Genomic DNA, 17236 nt, shown 5'->3' on the forward strand with positions numbered 1-17236 from the left:
GGAATATCATGTTATTTGTCTTGCATAATCACACGTATAGTAGTATTATTAATAATAATTTAATACAGGGGAGCTTGCGGGTGTTTTTACCCAAACAGGCTGAGAGGAAAGTGTGACTTTCGACCCATTAACCTGATTTGGATAATGCCAACGTAGGGACGACTGAATTTATTAATATTATGGGAAGTTGCCAATCAGGCAGCTTCCTATTTTTTTAAGGAGGATTAAAATCATGATAAAAATCAGTGGCATTTTTCATGAAGCAGCAGGAAAAACACTGGCAGAATATCTGGCAGGCACCAGCTACAATCCCAAGCGGATTGCAGTTGAATGGAACGGAGTAATCGTCACAAAAGAACAGTATGAGAAAACAGTACTTCAAAATGGTGATGTTGTTGAGGTAGTCAGTTTTGTAGGAGGTGGTTGATATGAACATCATTCCTACACTGGAGGAAATGAGGAGTGCTCTTGACAATCGAAACGGAAAATCTTTGCAGGATAAGTTTGCAAACTCCACTGTCGCTATCTGCGGGCTTGGAGGTCTTGGATCAAATATTGCTGTTGCCCTTGCCCGTGCAGGTGTGGGCAGGCTGATTCTGATTGATTTTGATAAAGTGGAGGTTTCTAATCTCCACCGCCAGCAGTATAAGGCTTCCCAAACCGGATGCTTTAAAACAGAGGCTCTTGCTGCAAACTTAAAGGAAATCGCACCATATTTAACAGTCATCACACATACCAGGCAAATCGATGAGAATAACTTTAATGAACTGCTATGCAATGCGGATATCATTTGTGAGGCCTTCGATGGGGCTGAGGCTAAAGCTATGCTGGTAAACAGTGTGCTGGAAAAGATGCCTGAAAGGTATCTGATCGCCGCTTCCGGAATGGCAGGAATTGATTCTGCTAACGTTGTAAGAACCAGAAGGATTACAGATCATTTCTATCTCTGTGGAGATGAAGTCAGTGATGTAGAGGATAATATTGGACTTATGTCCTCACGAGTCATGTTGTGCGCCGCACATCAGGCACATATGGCGCTCCGCATTCTTGCGGAAAAATATGAAGCCTGAATTACAGAAAGAAGGTAGACATTATGCAATCAAACGACAAACTGATCATTGGCGGTCAGGAATTCAGCTCCCGTTTCATTCTGGGCTCCGGAAAGTATTCCCAGAGTCTGATTCAAGCGGCGGTAAAGGATGCCGGTGCAGAAATCATCACCCTGGCCGTTCGCAGAGCCAATACGAAAGAACAGGAAAATATACTGGATTACATTCCAAAAGGGGTCACACTGCTTCCCAATACTTCCGGTGCAAGAGATGCCGGGGAAGCGGTGCGTATCGCCAGACTTGCAAGAGATTTAGGGTGCGGTAGCTTTGTAAAGATTGAAATTATGCGGGACTCCAAATATCTCCTGCCCGATAATCAGGAAACCATCAAAGCCACTGAAATTCTTGCAAACGAAGGATTTGTGGTCCTGCCTTATATGTATCCAGATTTGAATACAGCTCGAGATCTTGTGAGTGCCGGTGCTGCTTCTATTATGCCGCTGGCTTCTCCCATCGGATCCAACAAGGGACTCGCTACACGGGAGTTTATTCAGATCTTAATAGATGAGATCGATCTTCCAATCATTGTTGATGCCGGCATTGGCCGGCCTTCCCAGGCTTGTGAGGCAATGGAAATGGGCGCCGCGGCAATTATGGCAAATACTGCTCTTGCCACAGCTGGGAACCTGCCTCTGATGGCATCCGCATTTCGTCAGGCAATTGAAGCTGGAAGAAAGGCATATCTTTCTGGTCTAGGCAGAGTTCTAGTTCGGGGGGCAGCTGCCTCCGACCCTCTGACCGGTTTCCTGCATAATTAGGGGGGTGCATTGTATGGAAAATAAATTTTTATTTGATTCTGAGAATTTACCAGAATCCGTTCTTGATAAAAAACATCTGCTGGAAACGGATCCGTCATGCCGCAAAAATCACATGGAGTATCTGCCTGGAATGGAACAGATTCAATCCGGTATCTGCGATAAGGTTATATCAGAGATGAATTCCTATGACTACTCCCAATATACTGAAAAAGATGTTATGTCAGCATTGGATCATGATATTTGTTCTCTGGAAGATTTCAAAGCTCTGTTATCGCCTGTTGCAGAGCCCTTTCTTGAGCAGCTGGCCAACAAAGCGAGGCTGGAAACCAGCAGGCACTTTGGCAATACAGTTTATCTTTTTACTCCGCTGTATATCGCAAACTATTGTGAAAACTACTGTGTGTACTGCGGATTTAACTGTTATAATCATATCAGGCGTATGAAGCTGAGCATGGAGCAGATTGAACATGAAATGAAGATTATTGCAGACAGCGGTATGGAGGAAATTCTGATACTTACAGGAGAAAGCCGTACCCAGAGTGATGTGGCTTATATAGGTGAAGCGTGTAAGCTGGCCCGGAGAATTTTCCGCATGGTAGGGCTGGAAATATATCCGGTAAATACAGATGAGTATCGGTATCTTCACCAATGCGGAGCAGACTATGTAACGGTGTTTCAGGAAACTTATGATTCAGATAAATACGAAACCATACATTTATATGGGCACAAGCGGGTGTGGCCCTATCGTTTTGATGCCCAGGAACGAGCTCTCAGAGGCGGTATGCGTGGCGTTGGATTTTCTGCATTGCTGGGCCTTTCCGATTTTCGGACGGATGCACTTGCCAGTGCACTTCACGTGTATTATTTACAAAGAAAATACCCGCATGCAGAAATGTCCCTCTCCTGCCCCAGACTTCGCCCCATCATTAATAATGATAAAATAAATCCTATGGATGTGGGTGAAAAACAGCTTTGTCAGGTCATCTGTGCTTACCGCATTTTTCTGCCGTTTGTGGGAATTACTGTTTCTTCCCGTGAGAGTGAGGCTTTCCGCAATGGTATTGTAAAAATTGCAGCCACGAAAGTTTCTGCAGGAGTTTCAACGGGAATTGGCGACCATGAAAGCAAATACAGGGGAAAGGAGTCAGACGGACCACAAGGCGATGAGCAGTTTGAAATCAATGACAATCGCAGCTTCCAAAAAATGTATGAACACATTTCTAAAGAAGGCCTGCAGCCCGTTTTGAATGATTATCTTTATGTTTAATATATATTGTGTTACCAGCCGGATTTTGTGTGAAGAAGATTTTCTGCATCGAATAGAAAAAATTGCTATCAGCCATCCTGCCGGTATCATCCTCCGGGAAAAGGACTTATCAGAGCTACAATACGGACAGCTTGCAAAACAGGTCGTTAAAATTTGTACTAAGCACCAGATTCCATGCGTGCTTCATAGCTTTGTTGATACTGCCATAGAGCTAAATGCTAAGGCGATACACCTTCCGCTCCCGAAAATGCGGGAAATGTCCGATGTACAGAGAAGACATTTTAAAATAATTGGTGTATCCTGTCATTCGACAGAGGAGGCCAGAGAAGCTGAAAGACTTGGGTGTACCTATATTATCGCCGGGCATATTTTTGCAACTGGCTGCAAGAAGGGATTACCTGGGCGGGGTATCCGCTTCCTGGAAGGTATTTGTAAGAGTGTATCTGTACCAGTTTACGCCATCGGAGGGATAGAATGTAATAATGCCCGTTCTGTCTGTAAAGCAGGAGCCAAAGGAGCCTGTATTATGAGTGGGTTTATGACATGTAATGATTTAAAGTCGTTTATGATGAGCTTTGAAGAGGTGGATGATTCAATTTGATATCATGTATTTTTTGCATATCATTCATTATATTATTTATCTAATTCCATGGTTGAACTTCTGTTTTTACAGCTACATACGGCTGTTTTAAAGCCTCCTGCATCAATAAGAAAAAGTAGTTATCCTGACAGCCCTCGGCAAAGGAATAAAAGCTGTTACCAGTCAGAAGATATTCTTTCATTCCAAGGAGACAGCGTGACATTGCAACTTCATCATCCGTAAGCCGTTCCCTTGCAAAAGGATTCCTATAGAGGCATTCACCACCAAGATTAATGGAATAGGTGGACAATGTATTAATGTCCTGGGTAACCTGAAATGTTTGGACTAACGGCTGGTTATCTTTGGTCAAGCTGCGTACAATATCATCATCCATTTCCCCGCGAACCCCTTGCATATTAATATGACGGGTTCGGATTTTGGAACGGTATTGTACATTAGATGCGAAATCATAAAAAGCTACTTTTCCGCTTTCAAATTCTATGGTATACCTTGACCGGTCAGCCATAACGACTTCTCCATCTGTCTTAATTCCATCTCTTGAATCAGTAACCGTCACAGGAAATTGATAGTTTTTACCAGTTATTTGAGCTTTTTCAAATCCAACTCCTAACAGTTTTCGGATTAAGCTGACACCGTGATAGTCATGAGCCCAGGATATGGATAAGTTATGGACCTCGCCTAATATTCCTTTTTTTAGAGCCTTTAATTTTGCCTCATTAAGCGGCTGTAAAAAATACTGTTCCGCAACCTGAATCCTGGCATCTTGTTTTATAGAAATGTCCCACAGGGAATGAAGGTCATTTAAGTTCATGGCAGGCGGTGTCTCAACTAACATTGGAATGCCATAAGGGATTAACTTTTTTATCATCTCAGGATTTCCATTCCTTCCAATGGCTATTACCACAAAATCAGGATTTGCAGATAAGCATTCCTCTATGGTCATAGCTGTTGGAACGGAATATGTTTGGGAAAATTTGGCTGCTTTCTCTTTATTTCGAAAGAAAACAGAAGTTACTTCAAATTGTGTAGATAGAACAAGGCCTATTCTTAAAAAAGCCATTGCCCGAAATCCATTTCCAATAATAGCGTATCTAATTTTAGTCATAGAGCCCTCCTTAATCAATCAACAAATTTCTAAGCATTTGTTATTTATATATAAACAATTTACCTATTTTCTTTGCTATTTTAATGATTTGTCATTTTTAATATTTTACTTTTTATGCATCTGGACCTGCATTTGTTTCCGGTTCAGTGGTAACGCCTTCATCTGAACCTTTTTCGGATCCGGCTTGCTTTTTCGTCTCACTCGCATTATCTTCTTTTTTTGTATCTGGTTCTTTTTTATCCGGTATCTTTGCTCCCGGTCCCACCAGACTTCCATCTTCCTGGGTTGGTTTTTCCCCATACTCCTGCTCTTTCGTTTCTACAGCGGTCGTTTCAGCCGCTGTTTCTTTGGTCTCTTCTGTAGTTTCAACAACGGCTTCTGTCTGGGCTGGAGTTGTTTCTGCGGGGGCAGCCGTTTGTTTCTTCTTCTTTTTACTGTTGGAAGTGCCTCCGGAAGAAGCCTTTTGACCAGGTTCCGAAATTCCGCTTTCTTTTGAAATCGACTGGCTGATTTTCTTAACAGCAGCAGATGGAGTATAACTTTCCTGACCATAAAGGAATTGATGCAGCTGTACCACGTTGCTCTCTAATGTAGCAGGAATGACACAGTCCATTTTCCCTATTTTCATCGTAGTACGTGAGAACGGAAAGCCATCTGTTTCACCGATATGATATTTGCTGATGCCTTTAGCAACCGCAAGGATATCATTCATACCAATGCTGGTGGAAATCTGCGGAAATACAGCCGTTACCAGAGTTTTTCTTGTGGCAAAATCTGCATTTTTGGCTTTTTCCATGGCAAGGTTTACGACTTTTCTCTGACGCTCGGTACGATTAAAATCAGTGTCCATCAGACGCAGTCTTGCATAAGCCACTGCCTGTACCCCATCCAGATGATTCATACCTGCATGTTTTAACTGATGGGAACCGACTCCTGTGGAATTAACTGTTTCAGTAATAAATCCATTGATGTAAGCGAATTCTGAATCAGTGATCTCCAGATCAATTCCGCCCAGAATATTTATGGCATCTGCAACGGATTTCCAGTTAAATGTAGCATAATCGTCGATATTTAAGTCCAGATTTTCGTTTAAGGCTTCCAGAGCCTGTTTATGTCCGCCCTTAAAGTAGGCCTCATTTATTTTATGATAAGTACCCTTACTATTTATTTTTAAGTAGGTATCACGATAAACAGATACCAGCTTAATCTCTCCGGTCTCCTTATTGATATTGCAGAGCATTTCCACGTCTGAAAGCGCACCCTTATCCAGTTTACCGTCTCTGGAATCCACACCGAATATGGCAATGGTCCAGTAACCTTTCTCATGGGTCCGCTGCTTAAACAGAAATAAGCCTGCAATCAGCAATAATGCAATTACAAGCAGTTTAAAAATAATTTTGTGTTTCTTATGATGTCTTTTTTTCTTCTTTTGGTTCGCTGCGTTTTGTTGACCGCTATACCGGACCCGGGGGTTTCTTCCGTCACCTGTACTGTAATACGTTCTCTCACCACGAGAAGTCTCTATATGATCCTGTGCCTTGCTGCTTCGCTCAGTAGAATGCCCGGATTTTCCCCGTACTCTGCTGCTTTCACTTCTCTTTCTTCGAGCCCGCATACGGTCTACTTCATCCTCATTATCCATGACTCTAACCTCATCCCTTTCCTGATTGTCTCAGACAACCCCACATATTTTATCAGAAATTCATCTTTTATTCCTTGCTTTTCTCTTAATATTCTCAGTCAATCAATTTTTTCCTAAGATCAGATTGAAACTGAGAGGGGTTGAGAAATGAGATAAAGGCTGACCGAAAGACATAAGGTTTCAGATGAGGTACCAGATAAGAATTTTAACCGGTTGCTAAGGCTGCATCCGATAAGATCAGTGCTTCAATAGCTGCTGCCACTCCGTCCTCTTCATTGGATCTGGTGACCAGCCGTGCGCTTTTCTTGATTTTTTCCGACCCATTATCCATGGCAACAGTATAACCCAACGGCAGAACCAGCATAGACAGATCATTTTCACTGTCTCCCATGGCCAGGATCTCTCTGGGGTGAACTTTAGTATTTATGGCATATTCAAGCAGTGCATTTCCTTTTTGAGCATTCAAATGGGTTAATTCAAGGTTAGATGATGCAGAAGAAGCAATGGAGATACCCTCATCCTTTTCCAGACAGGATCGGATATAGCCCAGGACCTGAGGGTCCTCATGTACAACTGATATTTTGTATATGTCGGTATCAGATTGAAACAGATGCTCTTCAGAAACAAACTGAAAGCGCTTGACAATGGTTTCAAAGGTATGTTCGTCAGAAACCATGGAGAGAAAAATTTTATTCTCAAAGCTTTCCTTAAATTCTTCCATACTTGAAGTTGTATAGCTTCCATCATCAGTCATAAAATCGAACAGAACGGAAAAAGGCCTGCAGATGTTTAAGATACGGGTAACCTGGCTTTTTAACAACGCCTGCTTGCGGATTTGTTCTCCTTTGCTGTTAAATACTGCTGCGCCATTCATGCAGATTATATCACAGGATATACCCGCCTCTTTTAAAGGAGCGTAAGCATCTGTATAATTGCGCCCTGTACATACAATAAAACCAATATTTCTTCTCTTCAGTGCAGAAATAGCAGCCTGATTTTTTAATGATATTTTTCCATAACGGTTTAATAAGGTTCCGTCCATATCGGAAGCAACTAATCGAATCATATATTTTATCCTTTCTTATCCACTATTTTTCTTGCAATGTCAGGGTAATTGGTGATGATAGCTCCAATCTCCTGCTCCGCTAAGTATTCCATCAAAGATTCATCATTAACAGTCCATACATGCAATTGAATCTTATTTTTTTTTGCTTTTCTGATTAGTTTATCAGACCTAAGGTTATTGACAGACGGATGAAGGGCGTCTGCCCCAATCAGCTTTGCATAGGTTATCACATGAATCCAGCCATCCGAATACAATATTCCGGTCTTTGCTTTTGGATCCAGCTTTTTGATTCTTATCACACTGGGGTGATGGAAAGAGGAGTAGATCACTCTCTCTTCCATCTCCATTTCTCTGACCAGCCTGATTACTTTCTCTTCAATGCCCTTATAACGGTATACACTGGTTTTTAACTCGATATTTACAGTTAAGTCTGTGGGCTTTAACAGCTTAAGAACTTCTTTTAACTCCGGTATGACTGCATCGGTGTATTCCGGATGTGTTTTATTGCATGAGAACTGTTTTAACTCTGCCATGGTGAAATCCTTAACTCTGCCAGAGCCGCCGCAGGTGCGGTCAATGGTTTCATCATGTATTACAGCCAGTTTTCCGTCTTTCGTAAGCTGTACATCCAGCTCTACTCCGTCTGCCCCCTGCCTGACTGCCAGTTCAAATGCTTCCAGAGTATTCTCCGGTGCGTATGCACAAGCTCCCCTGTGAGCCCAAACCTTTGTTTTCATCTGCCAATATCCTTCCTGATGTCATTTTACTCATTTAATAGATTATAATCAGCTATGGACTTATTAATTCTTTCTGCCATCTTAGAAATGGCATCTTCTGGTGTACCATTGTTGTTGATCATGTTTTCAATTTCAGTTTCCACCGTCTGCCTTGCTTCAGGAAAGACGCTTAACAGGGCACCGGCTGACTGGGGAGAAGAATCATGAAGCTGATCAATAGCCGTCTGAAATTGTGGAAATTTTGCAATGTTGTCTTTGAAAACAGGTTCCTCATGAGCGGCTGTTGTAATAGGAAAATATCCTGTCTGGGAATTCCAGAACGCCTGGCTTTCCGGAGATACCAGGAATTTAACAAATTCCCATACTGCCTTTTGTTTGCCTGCATCATTATTGTTTAATGCCCATAAAGAGCCTCCCCCTATGGAGACACCTCCCTGGTCGGCATCACTGACCTTTGGAAAATACGCAGTTCCTACTTCAAATTTTCCATTCACATCATTTAAGATCTGTTTTAAGGATGCGGTGGAGCCAAGTGTCATGGCAGATTTCCCGGAGCTGAAGTCCGCCAGGCCCGCATCTCCCCCTCTGCCTACGTTAGGGGCATAACCTTTGTCTGATAATTCCTTCCATGCTGTCAGTGTTTTGACACCGGCGCCATTTTTATCGAAGTCAACCGCAGTTGCTGCTCCATCTCGTCCGTTGCCGTTATCCGCATAATCTGCCTGCTGCTTACAGTTGAACTGCTCAAAAAACCAGCCATAGATGCCAAGGGAAATTACCTCTCCTGCACCGCCTTTATTTAACAGGTCATCTCCAATTCGCTGGATTCCGGGCAGACTGTCCGGTACATCAGTAATACCAGCCTTTTTAAACATGTCTTTGTTGTAGTATAGAATTGGTGTTGATGAGTTAAAGGGCATGGAATACAGGGTATTGTTTACTGTATAATAAGCAGCAATATTCGGTTCCACCTGGGAAATATCCCAGTTATCCGCATCAATGAGCTGCTGCATCGGTACTACCCAGCCGGAATCTATCATAAACCGGGTCCCAATGTCGTAAATCTGGACAAGATCTGCTCCCATGTTGCCGATCTGCGCACTTTTCAGCTTGTTAATTGCATCGTCGTAGCTGCCCTGATACTGCGCCTCAACGGTAATTCCCGATGTATTTTCCTTGTTAAATTTCTCTACAAGTGCATCAATTGCTTCCCCATTGACACCACCCATGGAGTGCCAGAATGTAATAGCAGTCTTTTGCTGATTACCTGAAGCATCAGCGGCAACAGGAGCTGCTGTAGCCGGAGCTGATGTGGCTGGAACTGCTGTGGCTGGTTCTGCTGCGGTATTTCCGGATCCGGCCTGACTGGAACAGCCGGACAGCATTCCGACAGCCATGAAAGCTGCCATACAAAAAGAAACTGCTCTCTTTTTCATGTTAATCCTCCAAATTTTATGTAATATTTATTCTGAATCAGGTCATCCTTTAACGGCTCCTGAAAACATTCCTCTGATTAACTGTTTCTGCCCCAGAATAAAGACGGAAATCGATGGAACGATAATCATGACTACGCCTGCAATCATCATGGAGATTGATTGGGAATCCACGCTGTCTAACATTCCTATTCCGATCTGAACCGTTCTCATTTTATCCGAACCTGTAACAAGAAGCGGCCACATGTACATGTTCCAGGCATTTATGAAGGTGTAAACTGCCATTGCCCCAATTGCTGATTTTGTAAGCGGTATGAGGATGCTGTAAATAAATCTTAAGTTGGAACAGCCATCAATCCGGGCTGATTCATATAACGATATGGGAAAGGATTTATAAAACTGCCGGAACAAAAAGATTCCCATTGCTGAGGTCAGGTACGGAATAATTAAAACCTTGTAGCTGTCAAGCCACCGAAACCCGCTTACTGTTAAATAATTTGATATAATGGTCGCTTCTCCCGGTATCATCATGGTTGCCATTACAAGCATAAACAGCACATTTTTGCCTTTAAAATCGAGAAAGGAAAAAGAAAAGGCAGCCAGTGAACAGGAGAAAATCTGACCGGCAGTAATACAGCCTGCCACCAAAAATGAATTAAGGATAAACCGGGTTAAAGGAATTTTAACCAATGCCTGACGGAAATTATCAAGTGTAGGTGTTGACGGTATTAAGTTCATACTCGTTGTGAACAGTTCACTGGAAGGCATGACTGCAATGCTGACTGCATATAAAAGCGGAAGCAGCAAAAACAGGGCCATAAGAAGATTTAATCCGGTCAGGGCCAGTTTCATGGCTCTGCGGCGAATGACTGCTTTCTTTAGTGCGTCTCTTTTAAGTTCTTCCAGTTCCTCTCTGGTGATATCTTTTACAGTCCTGGAAATAACAGATTCCATCAATAATCTACCCCTTTCTTTTCCAATCGGAACATGCATAACGTCAGAACCATGATAATCATAAATAAAATCACAGACTGAGCTGCAGCACTGCCGAAACGGTAATTAAAAAATGCATCCCTGTAAATGGAATATACAATCAGATTTGTGGATTCTCCCGGACCTCCCATGGTTAATACCTTCACCTGACCAAAAGACTGGAATGACTGAATGATATTAACAACCAGAGTATAAAACAAAATCGGGCTTAACCCTGGCAGTGTTAAACGGAAAAACTTCTGGAATGCATCAGCACCGTCAACAGAGGCCCGCTCGTAAATGATATCATCAATATTACTTAATCCCGCACTGAAATAAAGAAAATTTATGCCGCTGTTTAGCCAGGCGGTTAACAGTGCCACACATACCAACGCATATTTGGGATCACTGATCCAGTTAATATGCAGTCTCAGCAGCTTATTAACAATTCCAATGGATGGATGAAGCATAATTTTAAATATCATAGCTGCCGAACTTGAAGCGATTGCCATTGGAAGTGCATAGGCTGTACTGAAAATCCGTATGCCCGGAAACGACTGATGACACAAGACTGCAGTTATCAGACCCAGAAGCATACTGACACTTACGACAATCAGTACAAATACTGCAGTTACAAACAGACTGTTAAAGAATGATGCCGAGCTTAGCAGTTCAGAATAATTTCCTGCACCTACAAACAGCTTTGCCTGCCCCATTTTATTGGTTTTGTAAAGGCTTAAATAAATCGTTTTAAAAAATGGGAAAAATAGGAAAACTGCAAATACTGCCATAGCCGGAACGATGTATGCATAAGGGCTTAGATATTTCGTAACTATTTTTAACTTCATAAGACTGCTCCTTAACGGTATAATAGGTTTTCTTCTGTATCCATATCAAACAGAAGGATTTGGTTCATATCTGCAAAAACGGAGGCTTCCTTTCCCGCTTCAGAAGAAAAATCAGGTTTCAGTCTTGCGCAGACTGAGTGTCTTCCTATTTTTCCATGAAGAAGGATTTCTGAACCAAGAATTTCCTTTATATCAACGTTGAGTTTCAGTTTCTGCTCCTTTGACCCGGTTTCGTGGAAATCCTCCGGACGGATGCCAAGATATACTCTTCTGCCCAGATAATCCCCATCAATCAGCCTCTGTGCACATTCTTCATTTACAAACAACCGGTTCCTGGAAAACTCTACACAAATCCTGTCTTCTCTTCTCTCCACCCAGACAGGAATGAAATTCATGGAAGGTGACCCTATAAAACCGGCGACAAATTTGTTAACCGGATTCCGATATAGAACGTCCGGTTTATCCGCCTGTAAAATAACTCCGGAATCCATAACCACAATTCTGGTCCCCAGAGTCATGGCCTCTACCTGGTCATGAGTTACGTATATTATGGTTGCTCCCAGTTCTTTATGTATTTTGGATAACTCTACCCGCATTTGTGTTCTCAGCTTTGCATCCAGATTAGAAAGAGGCTCATCCATTAAATAAGCCCTGGGCTCCCGTACAATAGCACTCCCAATAGCGACTCTCTGTTTCTGTCCTCCTGATAATGCGCGGGGCTTCCGGTCCAGTAAGTAGCTGATACACAAAACATCGGCTGCTTTTCTCACCCGTTTGTCAATCTCTGCTTTCTCGATCTTTCGTACTCTTAAGCTAAATGCCATGTTCTCATAAACAGTCAGGTGGGGGTAAAGGGCATAAGACTGAAAGACCATGGATAAATCCCGTTTCTGTGGAACTGTCAGATTCATCAGCATTCCGTCAATCCATAACTCCCCGGAGGATATCTCCTCGAGACCTGCAATCATCCGCAATGTAGTGGATTTTCCGCATCCAGATGGACCTACCAGTATTAAAAACTCCTGATCTTTTATATCCAGATTAAAATTTTTAACCGCAACCTGACCATTTTTAAATGTTTTACATACATTTACCAAAGATAGATTCGCCATAAAAACCGCTTCCTTTCTTATATCCTGATTCCATTTTAAAGAACAGATGTAAAATGAAAAAGAATCTTTTGGTAAAATAGATGTAAATCATGGTATTGACGCACAAAGAAAGAAAAGTTATAATAAACTAAATTTATGAAGGAGGCATAAATACACATAGCAAAGCTAAGCGCCATGCACCTGCGGATACGATCGTGAGCGTTTTCTTAGGGAAACGGTATTTAAAGGTTAACGAGGTGAAGGGTTATCGAATATTCGGCGGATGCCCTTCCATGCTGCCGGGCGTGTATCCAATGTGAAATATGCAGGTAACTGCAAAACAACCACACTGGAACCGGTATATGCAAGAAAAAATGTGTTATACAAGAACGCTGTCCGTTTTTCAGACAATAAGAGACAGCTTGTTTTTGTGTGCATATTTAATGAAGCAGGAATATAAAACTATAAACGTATCATAAAGGAGATTAAATTATGTGTGGAATTATTGGATATAGCGGACCATTAGACTCAAAAAAAATACTGTTAGAAGGACTGTCACAGCTGGAATACCGCGGATACGACAGCGCAGGAGTTGCACTTTGCATGGAAAATTCCAGAATTCAGCTGGTCCGTCATACAGGAAAAGTTTCCAACTTAAAAAAGGGCTGTGAGGAAATAAACCAGGTCTCCCACTGCGGGCTGGGGCACACCAGATGGGCAACACATGGTGGTGTCACAACGGAAAACACCCATCCCCACAGGGCAGGACGTGTTATATTAGTTCACAATGGCATTATTGAAAACTACCACCAGCTTACTACAGATTTTAACCTGGAAGGAAAGCTGCTTTCTGAAACAGACAGTGAAGTGGCTGCCTGGGTTCTTGAAAGCCTCTATGAAGGAAACCCGGCTGAGGCCATTGCAAAACTGGTCACCCATTTAAAGGGGTCCTACAGCTTTTGTATGATGTTTGAAGATCACCCGGGTGAAATCTATGCGATCCGGAACGTAAGCCCTCTTGTAGCCGCATATACCCATTCAGGCTCATTCGTGGCATCGGATCTGACTGCTCTGATTCCCTATACCAGACAGTATTTTGTAGTACCGGAAAATCATATTTTAAGACTCACATCATATAAAGTACATCTGTATGATCTGGATTTAAAGGAACTGGAACCAGAAATTCTGGAAGTGAACTGGAATATGGATGCTGCCATGAAAAATGGATTTCCTCATTTTATGCTTAAAGAGATCCACGAACAGCCGGATGCTTTAAAAAATACAATTCTTCCCCGCCTTACAAAAGGTCTTCCTGACTTTACGGATGATCAGATACCGGACTTTGTATTTGAAGATTGTAATCAGGTACAGATTGTTGCCTGCGGCACTGCCATGCATGCAGGAATGGCGGCAAGAGCCTTAATGGAACCACTTCTGCGAATCCCGGTTACGGTCTCCATCGCATCGGAATTCCGCTATGAAAATCCACTGGTAGATGACAAAACTCTGGTAATTATCATCTCCCAATCCGGTGAGACCATCGATACTCTGGCTGCCCTCCGTCTTGCAAAAAGCTATGGTGCCAGAACACTGTCTGTTGTTAATGTAAAAGGTTCTACCATAGCCAGAGAAAGCGATTATGTGCTCTACAGCCACGCAGGCCCTGAGATTGCAGTCGCCAGTACCAAAGCTTATTCGGTTCAGCTGGCCGCCCTTTATATGGTATGCTGCCGTATGGCACTTGTAAGAGGAAAATACGGTGCAGAGGAAGCGGAAGATTTCATGAAGAAGCTTCTTGACTCCATCCCTGCAATGGAAGCCATGATTGAAAAAAAGGATACAGTGAAAGCACTGATAACGCACTTAATCAATAAACCAGATGCTTTTTTCATCGGACGCGGACTTGATTATGCCTTTTCTCTGGAGGGTGCATTAAAGCTGAAGGAAATTTCTTATATTCATGCAGAAGCCTATGCAGCCGGTGAATTAAAACACGGAACCATTGCCCTGATTACAGAGGAGGTTCCGGTAATTGCCATCGCTACTCAGGAAAATGTATTTACAAAAACTATTTCCAATATCAGGGAGGTAAAGGCCAGAGGCGCCTTTGTAATCCTGCTTACAAAGGAAAGCTTAAAAGTAGAGCCTGGCATTGCAGATATCCGGATTAATATTCCTGATATCGGAGACCGTTTTACAGTATTCCCCATTGCAGTAGTTTTACAGCTCATCGCCTACTACGCATCGGTAGGAAAAAATTTAGACGTGGATCAGCCGAGGAATCTGGCTAAATCTGTGACCGTAGAATAAAATAAATAGGCTGGAATCTCCATAATCCGGGAGTGTTCCAGCCTTCTAAAACGGACATTTCTTTGACAAGAAGAAATGTCCGTCTATTTACTGTATTACTGTTATTTATTTTTGCCTTTCATTTTCACATCCACGTACTTAAGGATTAAGTCTACGGTTCCGTCTGCTCCAATCGCACTGCGGTTGATGCATAGATCATAGCTTCTTACATCTCCCCATTTTTTGTTGGAATAGTAATTGTAATAGCTGGAACGCTTTTTATCTGTTTTAACCATAATTTCCTTTGCTTTGGCATCGTCAATCTGATACAGATCCTTTAAGGACTGAATCTTATCCTTATCATCCGCAGTAATAAATACAGAAACCAGATTGGGATTATCTGCCAGTGCATAGTCTGCACATCTTCCCACAATGACACAGGACTCTTCCTCTGCCAGTTTCTTAATTGTATCAAACTGTGCCAGAAAAATCTTATGATTGATCGGCATATCCATATAACCAGAGCTGGATAATCCTACTGAATATGTATCCATAACCAGAGAATATAAAAAGCTGTTGGTAGGCTTTTCATCATGACTCTGAAACAGTTCCTCACATAAACCACTGTTTTTAGCAGCCAGTGCTAATAACTCCTTATCGTAGCATTTAATTCCAAGCGCTTTCGCCAGCTTTTCACCAATGATCTTACCAGAACTTCCGCATTGTCTTCCAATTGCAATCACTAAGTTTTCACTCATAACGATCACTCCTTCCAGTCATCTTATATTACTATTATACAACTAAATTTCTGAAAAATCCATATTTTATCTAATTTTAACAGTAATCAATCCACTTTGGACTAAAAAACCACCTGGACTTAATCGTCTAGGTGGCGCGTAATTTTCGTAGTAAATCTTCAAAATAATCTGGTAAAGGTGCATGAAATTCCATATATTCTCCAGTAGCAGGATGAACGATTCCCAGGACTCCTGCATGCAGAGTCTGACCTGTAAGGCGATAAGGGCACTTTGACGGTCCGTAAACGCTGTCACCCAAAAGAGGGTGCCCGATACTTGCCATATGCACACGGATCTGATGTGTCCGCCCTGTTTCCAGCTGGCATTCCACAAAGGTAAACTGCCTGAACCGCTCCAGAACACGATAATGCGTAATTGCATCTCTTCCATTCTTTTCGTTTACGCTCATCTTTTTCCGGTCTATGGGATGACGTCCGATCGGTGCATGAATGGTTCCAGCCTCTTCTTTCAATGATCCATGTACAATTGCATAATACTTCCTTGTTATGGAATGATCCTTCAGCTGCTTTGCAATGGAGTTGTGGGAACTGTCATTCTTACAGACTATCAAGACGCCTGTAGTATCCATATCAATACGATGAACAATGCCAGGGCGCATAACTCCATTGATTCCGGATAAATCATCTCGGCAATGAGCCATTAAAGCATTTACCAGTGTCCCGCTGTAATGTCCGGCAGCCGGATGGACAACCATACCTTTGGGTTTATTTATGAGAACAATATCCCTGTCCTCATAAATAATATCCAGATCAATCTCCTCTGGCTCAATCTCCGGCTCAACTGCCTCTGGAATACTTACCTGGATTTTGTCTGAGGCAGAGACTTTATAATTACTTTTTACCGGTTTCCCATTTACCAAAACACTCTCGTCCTTTAAAAGCTTCTGTAAATAGGAACGGGAAATCTCCTGGTTCCGGTCACTTAAGTACCGGTCTATGCGGATCCCTGCCTCTTGTGCTTGTACATCATATTCCTGATTCAAGCCTGTTCCTCCTTCTTCCTATAAGACAGGCATTGTAAATCTTCTTCCTTATAGTGAAATAGAAACAGAAGGAGAAAAAAGAACATGGAAACAGTCACATAGCAGTCCGCAACATTAAAAATCGGAAAATCAATTAATTTAAAGTATAAAAAGTCAACCACATAGCCTCTGGAAAAGCGGTCTATCATATTTCCCACTGCACCTGCACAGAGAAACATGGCAATTACGTGTAAAGGCAGATATTTTATGGTAGCCGGCATACGGCTGATGGCATAAATAGCACAAGCCAGCACTAATACAGCAATCAATAAAAAGAAATACTGTTTCCCCTGAAGCATTCCAAAGGCAGCACCACGGTTTTCTGTATAGTATAATTCAAAAACACCATTCCAGATAGAATAAGGCTTTTGCCCCATCAAATGTCTGACCGCAAGTAACTTGGTCCATTGGTCCAATCCAATAGCGCAAAAAAAGCCAATGAATAATCCGATAATTAAATTTGTTTTTTGTTTCATGAG

The 17236-nt window shown here is 42.2% G+C and carries 17 protein-coding genes and 1 riboswitch; of the genes, 6 read left to right on the forward strand and 11 right to left on the reverse strand.

Features of this window, described 5'->3' with window-relative positions:
• Window positions 1-56: 56 nt before the first annotated feature.
• A riboswitch (TPP riboswitch) is annotated at window positions 57-176 on the forward strand.
• A 56-nt stretch (window positions 177-232) separates the two neighbouring features.
• From thiS to RZO55_RS18340, 5 genes are read left to right on the forward strand one after another with little or no spacing between them, the layout of a single operon-like run.
• On the forward strand, window positions 233-427 hold the full coding sequence (gene thiS / locus RZO55_RS18320; RefSeq protein WP_318065705.1) for a sulfur carrier protein ThiS: 195 nt from the start codon (window positions 233-235) through the stop codon (window positions 425-427).
• A gap of 1 nt (window position 428) precedes the next feature.
• Window positions 429-1070 (forward strand): thiamine biosynthesis protein ThiF, encoded by a 642-nt coding sequence (gene thiF / locus RZO55_RS18325; RefSeq protein ID WP_318065706.1) that lies wholly within the window; start codon window positions 429-431, stop codon window positions 1068-1070.
• A gap of 23 nt (window positions 1071-1093) precedes the next feature.
• On the forward strand, window positions 1094-1867 hold the full coding sequence (locus RZO55_RS18330) for a thiazole synthase (protein WP_318065707.1): 774 nt from the start codon (window positions 1094-1096) through the stop codon (window positions 1865-1867).
• 13 nt (window positions 1868-1880) lie between these two features.
• On the forward strand, window positions 1881-3134 hold the full coding sequence (thiH, locus tag RZO55_RS18335) for a 2-iminoacetate synthase ThiH (RefSeq protein ID WP_318065708.1): 1254 nt from the start codon (window positions 1881-1883) through the stop codon (window positions 3132-3134).
• Entirely contained in the window at window positions 3127-3735 is a 609-nt protein-coding gene (locus RZO55_RS18340; RefSeq protein ID WP_318065709.1) for a thiamine phosphate synthase, read from the forward strand. The genes thiH and RZO55_RS18340 overlap by 8 nt, the downstream gene beginning before the upstream one ends.
• A 40-nt stretch (window positions 3736-3775) precedes the next feature.
• Here the strand turns inward: RZO55_RS18340 and RZO55_RS18345 are convergent, their stop codons facing one another.
• The 8 genes from RZO55_RS18345 to RZO55_RS18380 form a co-directional block, all read right to left on the reverse strand.
• A complete protein-coding gene (locus tag RZO55_RS18345) occupies window positions 3776-4840 on the reverse strand; it encodes a Gfo/Idh/MocA family protein (RefSeq protein ID WP_318065710.1) in 1065 nt (354 codons plus the stop codon).
• Window positions 4841-4952: 112 nt separating this feature from the next.
• A complete protein-coding gene (locus RZO55_RS18350) occupies window positions 4953-6482 on the reverse strand; it encodes an LCP family protein (RefSeq protein ID WP_318065711.1) in 1530 nt (509 codons plus the stop codon).
• 205 nt (window positions 6483-6687) lie between these two features.
• Complete coding sequence (locus RZO55_RS18355; protein WP_318065712.1) at window positions 6688-7548, reverse strand: HAD family hydrolase; 861 nt, start codon at window positions 7546-7548, stop codon at window positions 6688-6690.
• 5 nt (window positions 7549-7553) lie between these two features.
• Window positions 7554-8285 (reverse strand): glycerophosphodiester phosphodiesterase, encoded by a 732-nt coding sequence (locus RZO55_RS18360; protein ID WP_318065713.1) that lies wholly within the window; start codon window positions 8283-8285, stop codon window positions 7554-7556.
• Window positions 8286-8311: 26 nt separating this feature from the next.
• On the reverse strand, window positions 8312-9721 hold the full coding sequence (locus RZO55_RS18365) for an ABC transporter substrate-binding protein (protein ID WP_318065714.1): 1410 nt from the start codon (window positions 9719-9721) through the stop codon (window positions 8312-8314).
• A 42-nt stretch (window positions 9722-9763) separates the two neighbouring features.
• Complete coding sequence (locus tag RZO55_RS18370) at window positions 9764-10570, reverse strand: carbohydrate ABC transporter permease (protein ID WP_369293234.1); 807 nt, start codon at window positions 10568-10570, stop codon at window positions 9764-9766.
• Between the two features lie 101 nt (window positions 10571-10671).
• Window positions 10672-11538, reverse strand: coding sequence for a carbohydrate ABC transporter permease (locus RZO55_RS18375; RefSeq protein ID WP_318065716.1), 867 nt, complete (start codon window positions 11536-11538; stop codon window positions 10672-10674).
• 11 nt (window positions 11539-11549) lie between these two features.
• On the reverse strand, window positions 11550-12650 hold the full coding sequence (locus RZO55_RS18380) for an ABC transporter ATP-binding protein (protein WP_318065717.1): 1101 nt from the start codon (window positions 12648-12650) through the stop codon (window positions 11550-11552).
• Between the two features lie 471 nt (window positions 12651-13121).
• On the opposite strand from RZO55_RS18380, the gene glmS reads away from it, so the two are divergent.
• A complete protein-coding gene (gene glmS, locus RZO55_RS18385; RefSeq protein WP_318065719.1) occupies window positions 13122-14939 on the forward strand; it encodes a glutamine--fructose-6-phosphate transaminase (isomerizing) in 1818 nt (605 codons plus the stop codon).
• Between the two features lie 101 nt (window positions 14940-15040).
• Here the strand turns inward: glmS and RZO55_RS18390 are convergent, their stop codons facing one another.
• From RZO55_RS18390 to lspA, 3 genes are all read right to left on the reverse strand, one after another.
• Window positions 15041-15676, reverse strand: coding sequence for a cytidylate kinase-like family protein (locus RZO55_RS18390; RefSeq protein ID WP_318065720.1), 636 nt, complete (start codon window positions 15674-15676; stop codon window positions 15041-15043).
• 127 nt (window positions 15677-15803) lie between these two features.
• Window positions 15804-16718 carry an RluA family pseudouridine synthase gene (locus RZO55_RS18395; protein WP_318065721.1) on the reverse strand — a complete coding sequence of 305 codons (915 nt, stop codon included), beginning with the start codon at window positions 16716-16718 and terminating at the stop codon, window positions 15804-15806.
• Window positions 16715-17233: a signal peptidase II gene (gene lspA / locus RZO55_RS18400; RefSeq protein WP_318065722.1), complete on the reverse strand. Its 519-nt coding sequence runs from the start codon at window positions 17231-17233 to the stop codon at window positions 16715-16717. Before lspA ends, RZO55_RS18395 begins: the two co-directional genes overlap by 4 nt.
• Window positions 17234-17236 lie beyond the last annotated feature (3 nt).

This window comes from Clostridium boliviensis (assembly GCF_033342255.1).
In the GTDB taxonomy this organism is placed as follows: Bacteria; Bacillota; Clostridia; order Lachnospirales; family Lachnospiraceae; genus Lacrimispora; species Lacrimispora boliviensis.

What these genes read in the sequence shown, in the direction of transcription:
- thiS (WP_318065705.1), top strand. Translation starts at nt 233, where the DNA reads ATGATAAAAATCAGTGGCATTTTTCATGAAGCAGCAGGAAAAACACTG.
- thiF (WP_318065706.1), top strand. Translation starts at nt 429, where the DNA reads ATGAACATCATTCCTACACTGGAGGAAATGAGGAGTGCTCTTGACAAT.
- RZO55_RS18330 (WP_318065707.1), top strand. Translation starts at nt 1,094, where the DNA reads ATGCAATCAAACGACAAACTGATCATTGGCGGTCAGGAATTCAGCTCC.
- thiH (WP_318065708.1), top strand. Translation starts at nt 1,881, where the DNA reads ATGGAAAATAAATTTTTATTTGATTCTGAGAATTTACCAGAATCCGTT.
- RZO55_RS18340 (WP_318065709.1), top strand. Translation starts at nt 3,127, where the DNA reads ATGTTTAATATATATTGTGTTACCAGCCGGATTTTGTGTGAAGAAGAT.
- RZO55_RS18345 (WP_318065710.1), bottom strand. Translation starts at nt 4,840, where the DNA reads ATGACTAAAATTAGATACGCTATTATTGGAAATGGATTTCGGGCAATG.
- RZO55_RS18350 (WP_318065711.1), bottom strand. Translation starts at nt 6,482, where the DNA reads ATGGATAATGAGGATGAAGTAGACCGTATGCGGGCTCGAAGAAAGAGA.
- RZO55_RS18355 (WP_318065712.1), bottom strand. Translation starts at nt 7,548, where the DNA reads ATGATTCGATTAGTTGCTTCCGATATGGACGGAACCTTATTAAACCGT.
- RZO55_RS18360 (WP_318065713.1), bottom strand. Translation starts at nt 8,285, where the DNA reads ATGAAAACAAAGGTTTGGGCTCACAGGGGAGCTTGTGCATACGCACCG.
- RZO55_RS18365 (WP_318065714.1), bottom strand. Translation starts at nt 9,721, where the DNA reads ATGAAAAAGAGAGCAGTTTCTTTTTGTATGGCAGCTTTCATGGCTGTC.
- RZO55_RS18370 (WP_369293234.1), bottom strand. Translation starts at nt 10,570, where the DNA reads ATGAAACTGGCCCTGACCGGATTAAATCTTCTTATGGCCCTGTTTTTG.
- RZO55_RS18375 (WP_318065716.1), bottom strand. Translation starts at nt 11,538, where the DNA reads ATGAAGTTAAAAATAGTTACGAAATATCTAAGCCCTTATGCATACATC.
- RZO55_RS18380 (WP_318065717.1), bottom strand. Translation starts at nt 12,650, where the DNA reads ATGGCGAATCTATCTTTGGTAAATGTATGTAAAACATTTAAAAATGGT.
- glmS (WP_318065719.1), top strand. Translation starts at nt 13,122, where the DNA reads ATGTGTGGAATTATTGGATATAGCGGACCATTAGACTCAAAAAAAATA.
- RZO55_RS18390 (WP_318065720.1), bottom strand. Translation starts at nt 15,676, where the DNA reads ATGAGTGAAAACTTAGTGATTGCAATTGGAAGACAATGCGGAAGTTCT.
- lspA (WP_318065722.1), bottom strand. Translation starts at nt 17,233, where the DNA reads ATGAAACAAAAAACAAATTTAATTATCGGATTATTCATTGGCTTTTTT.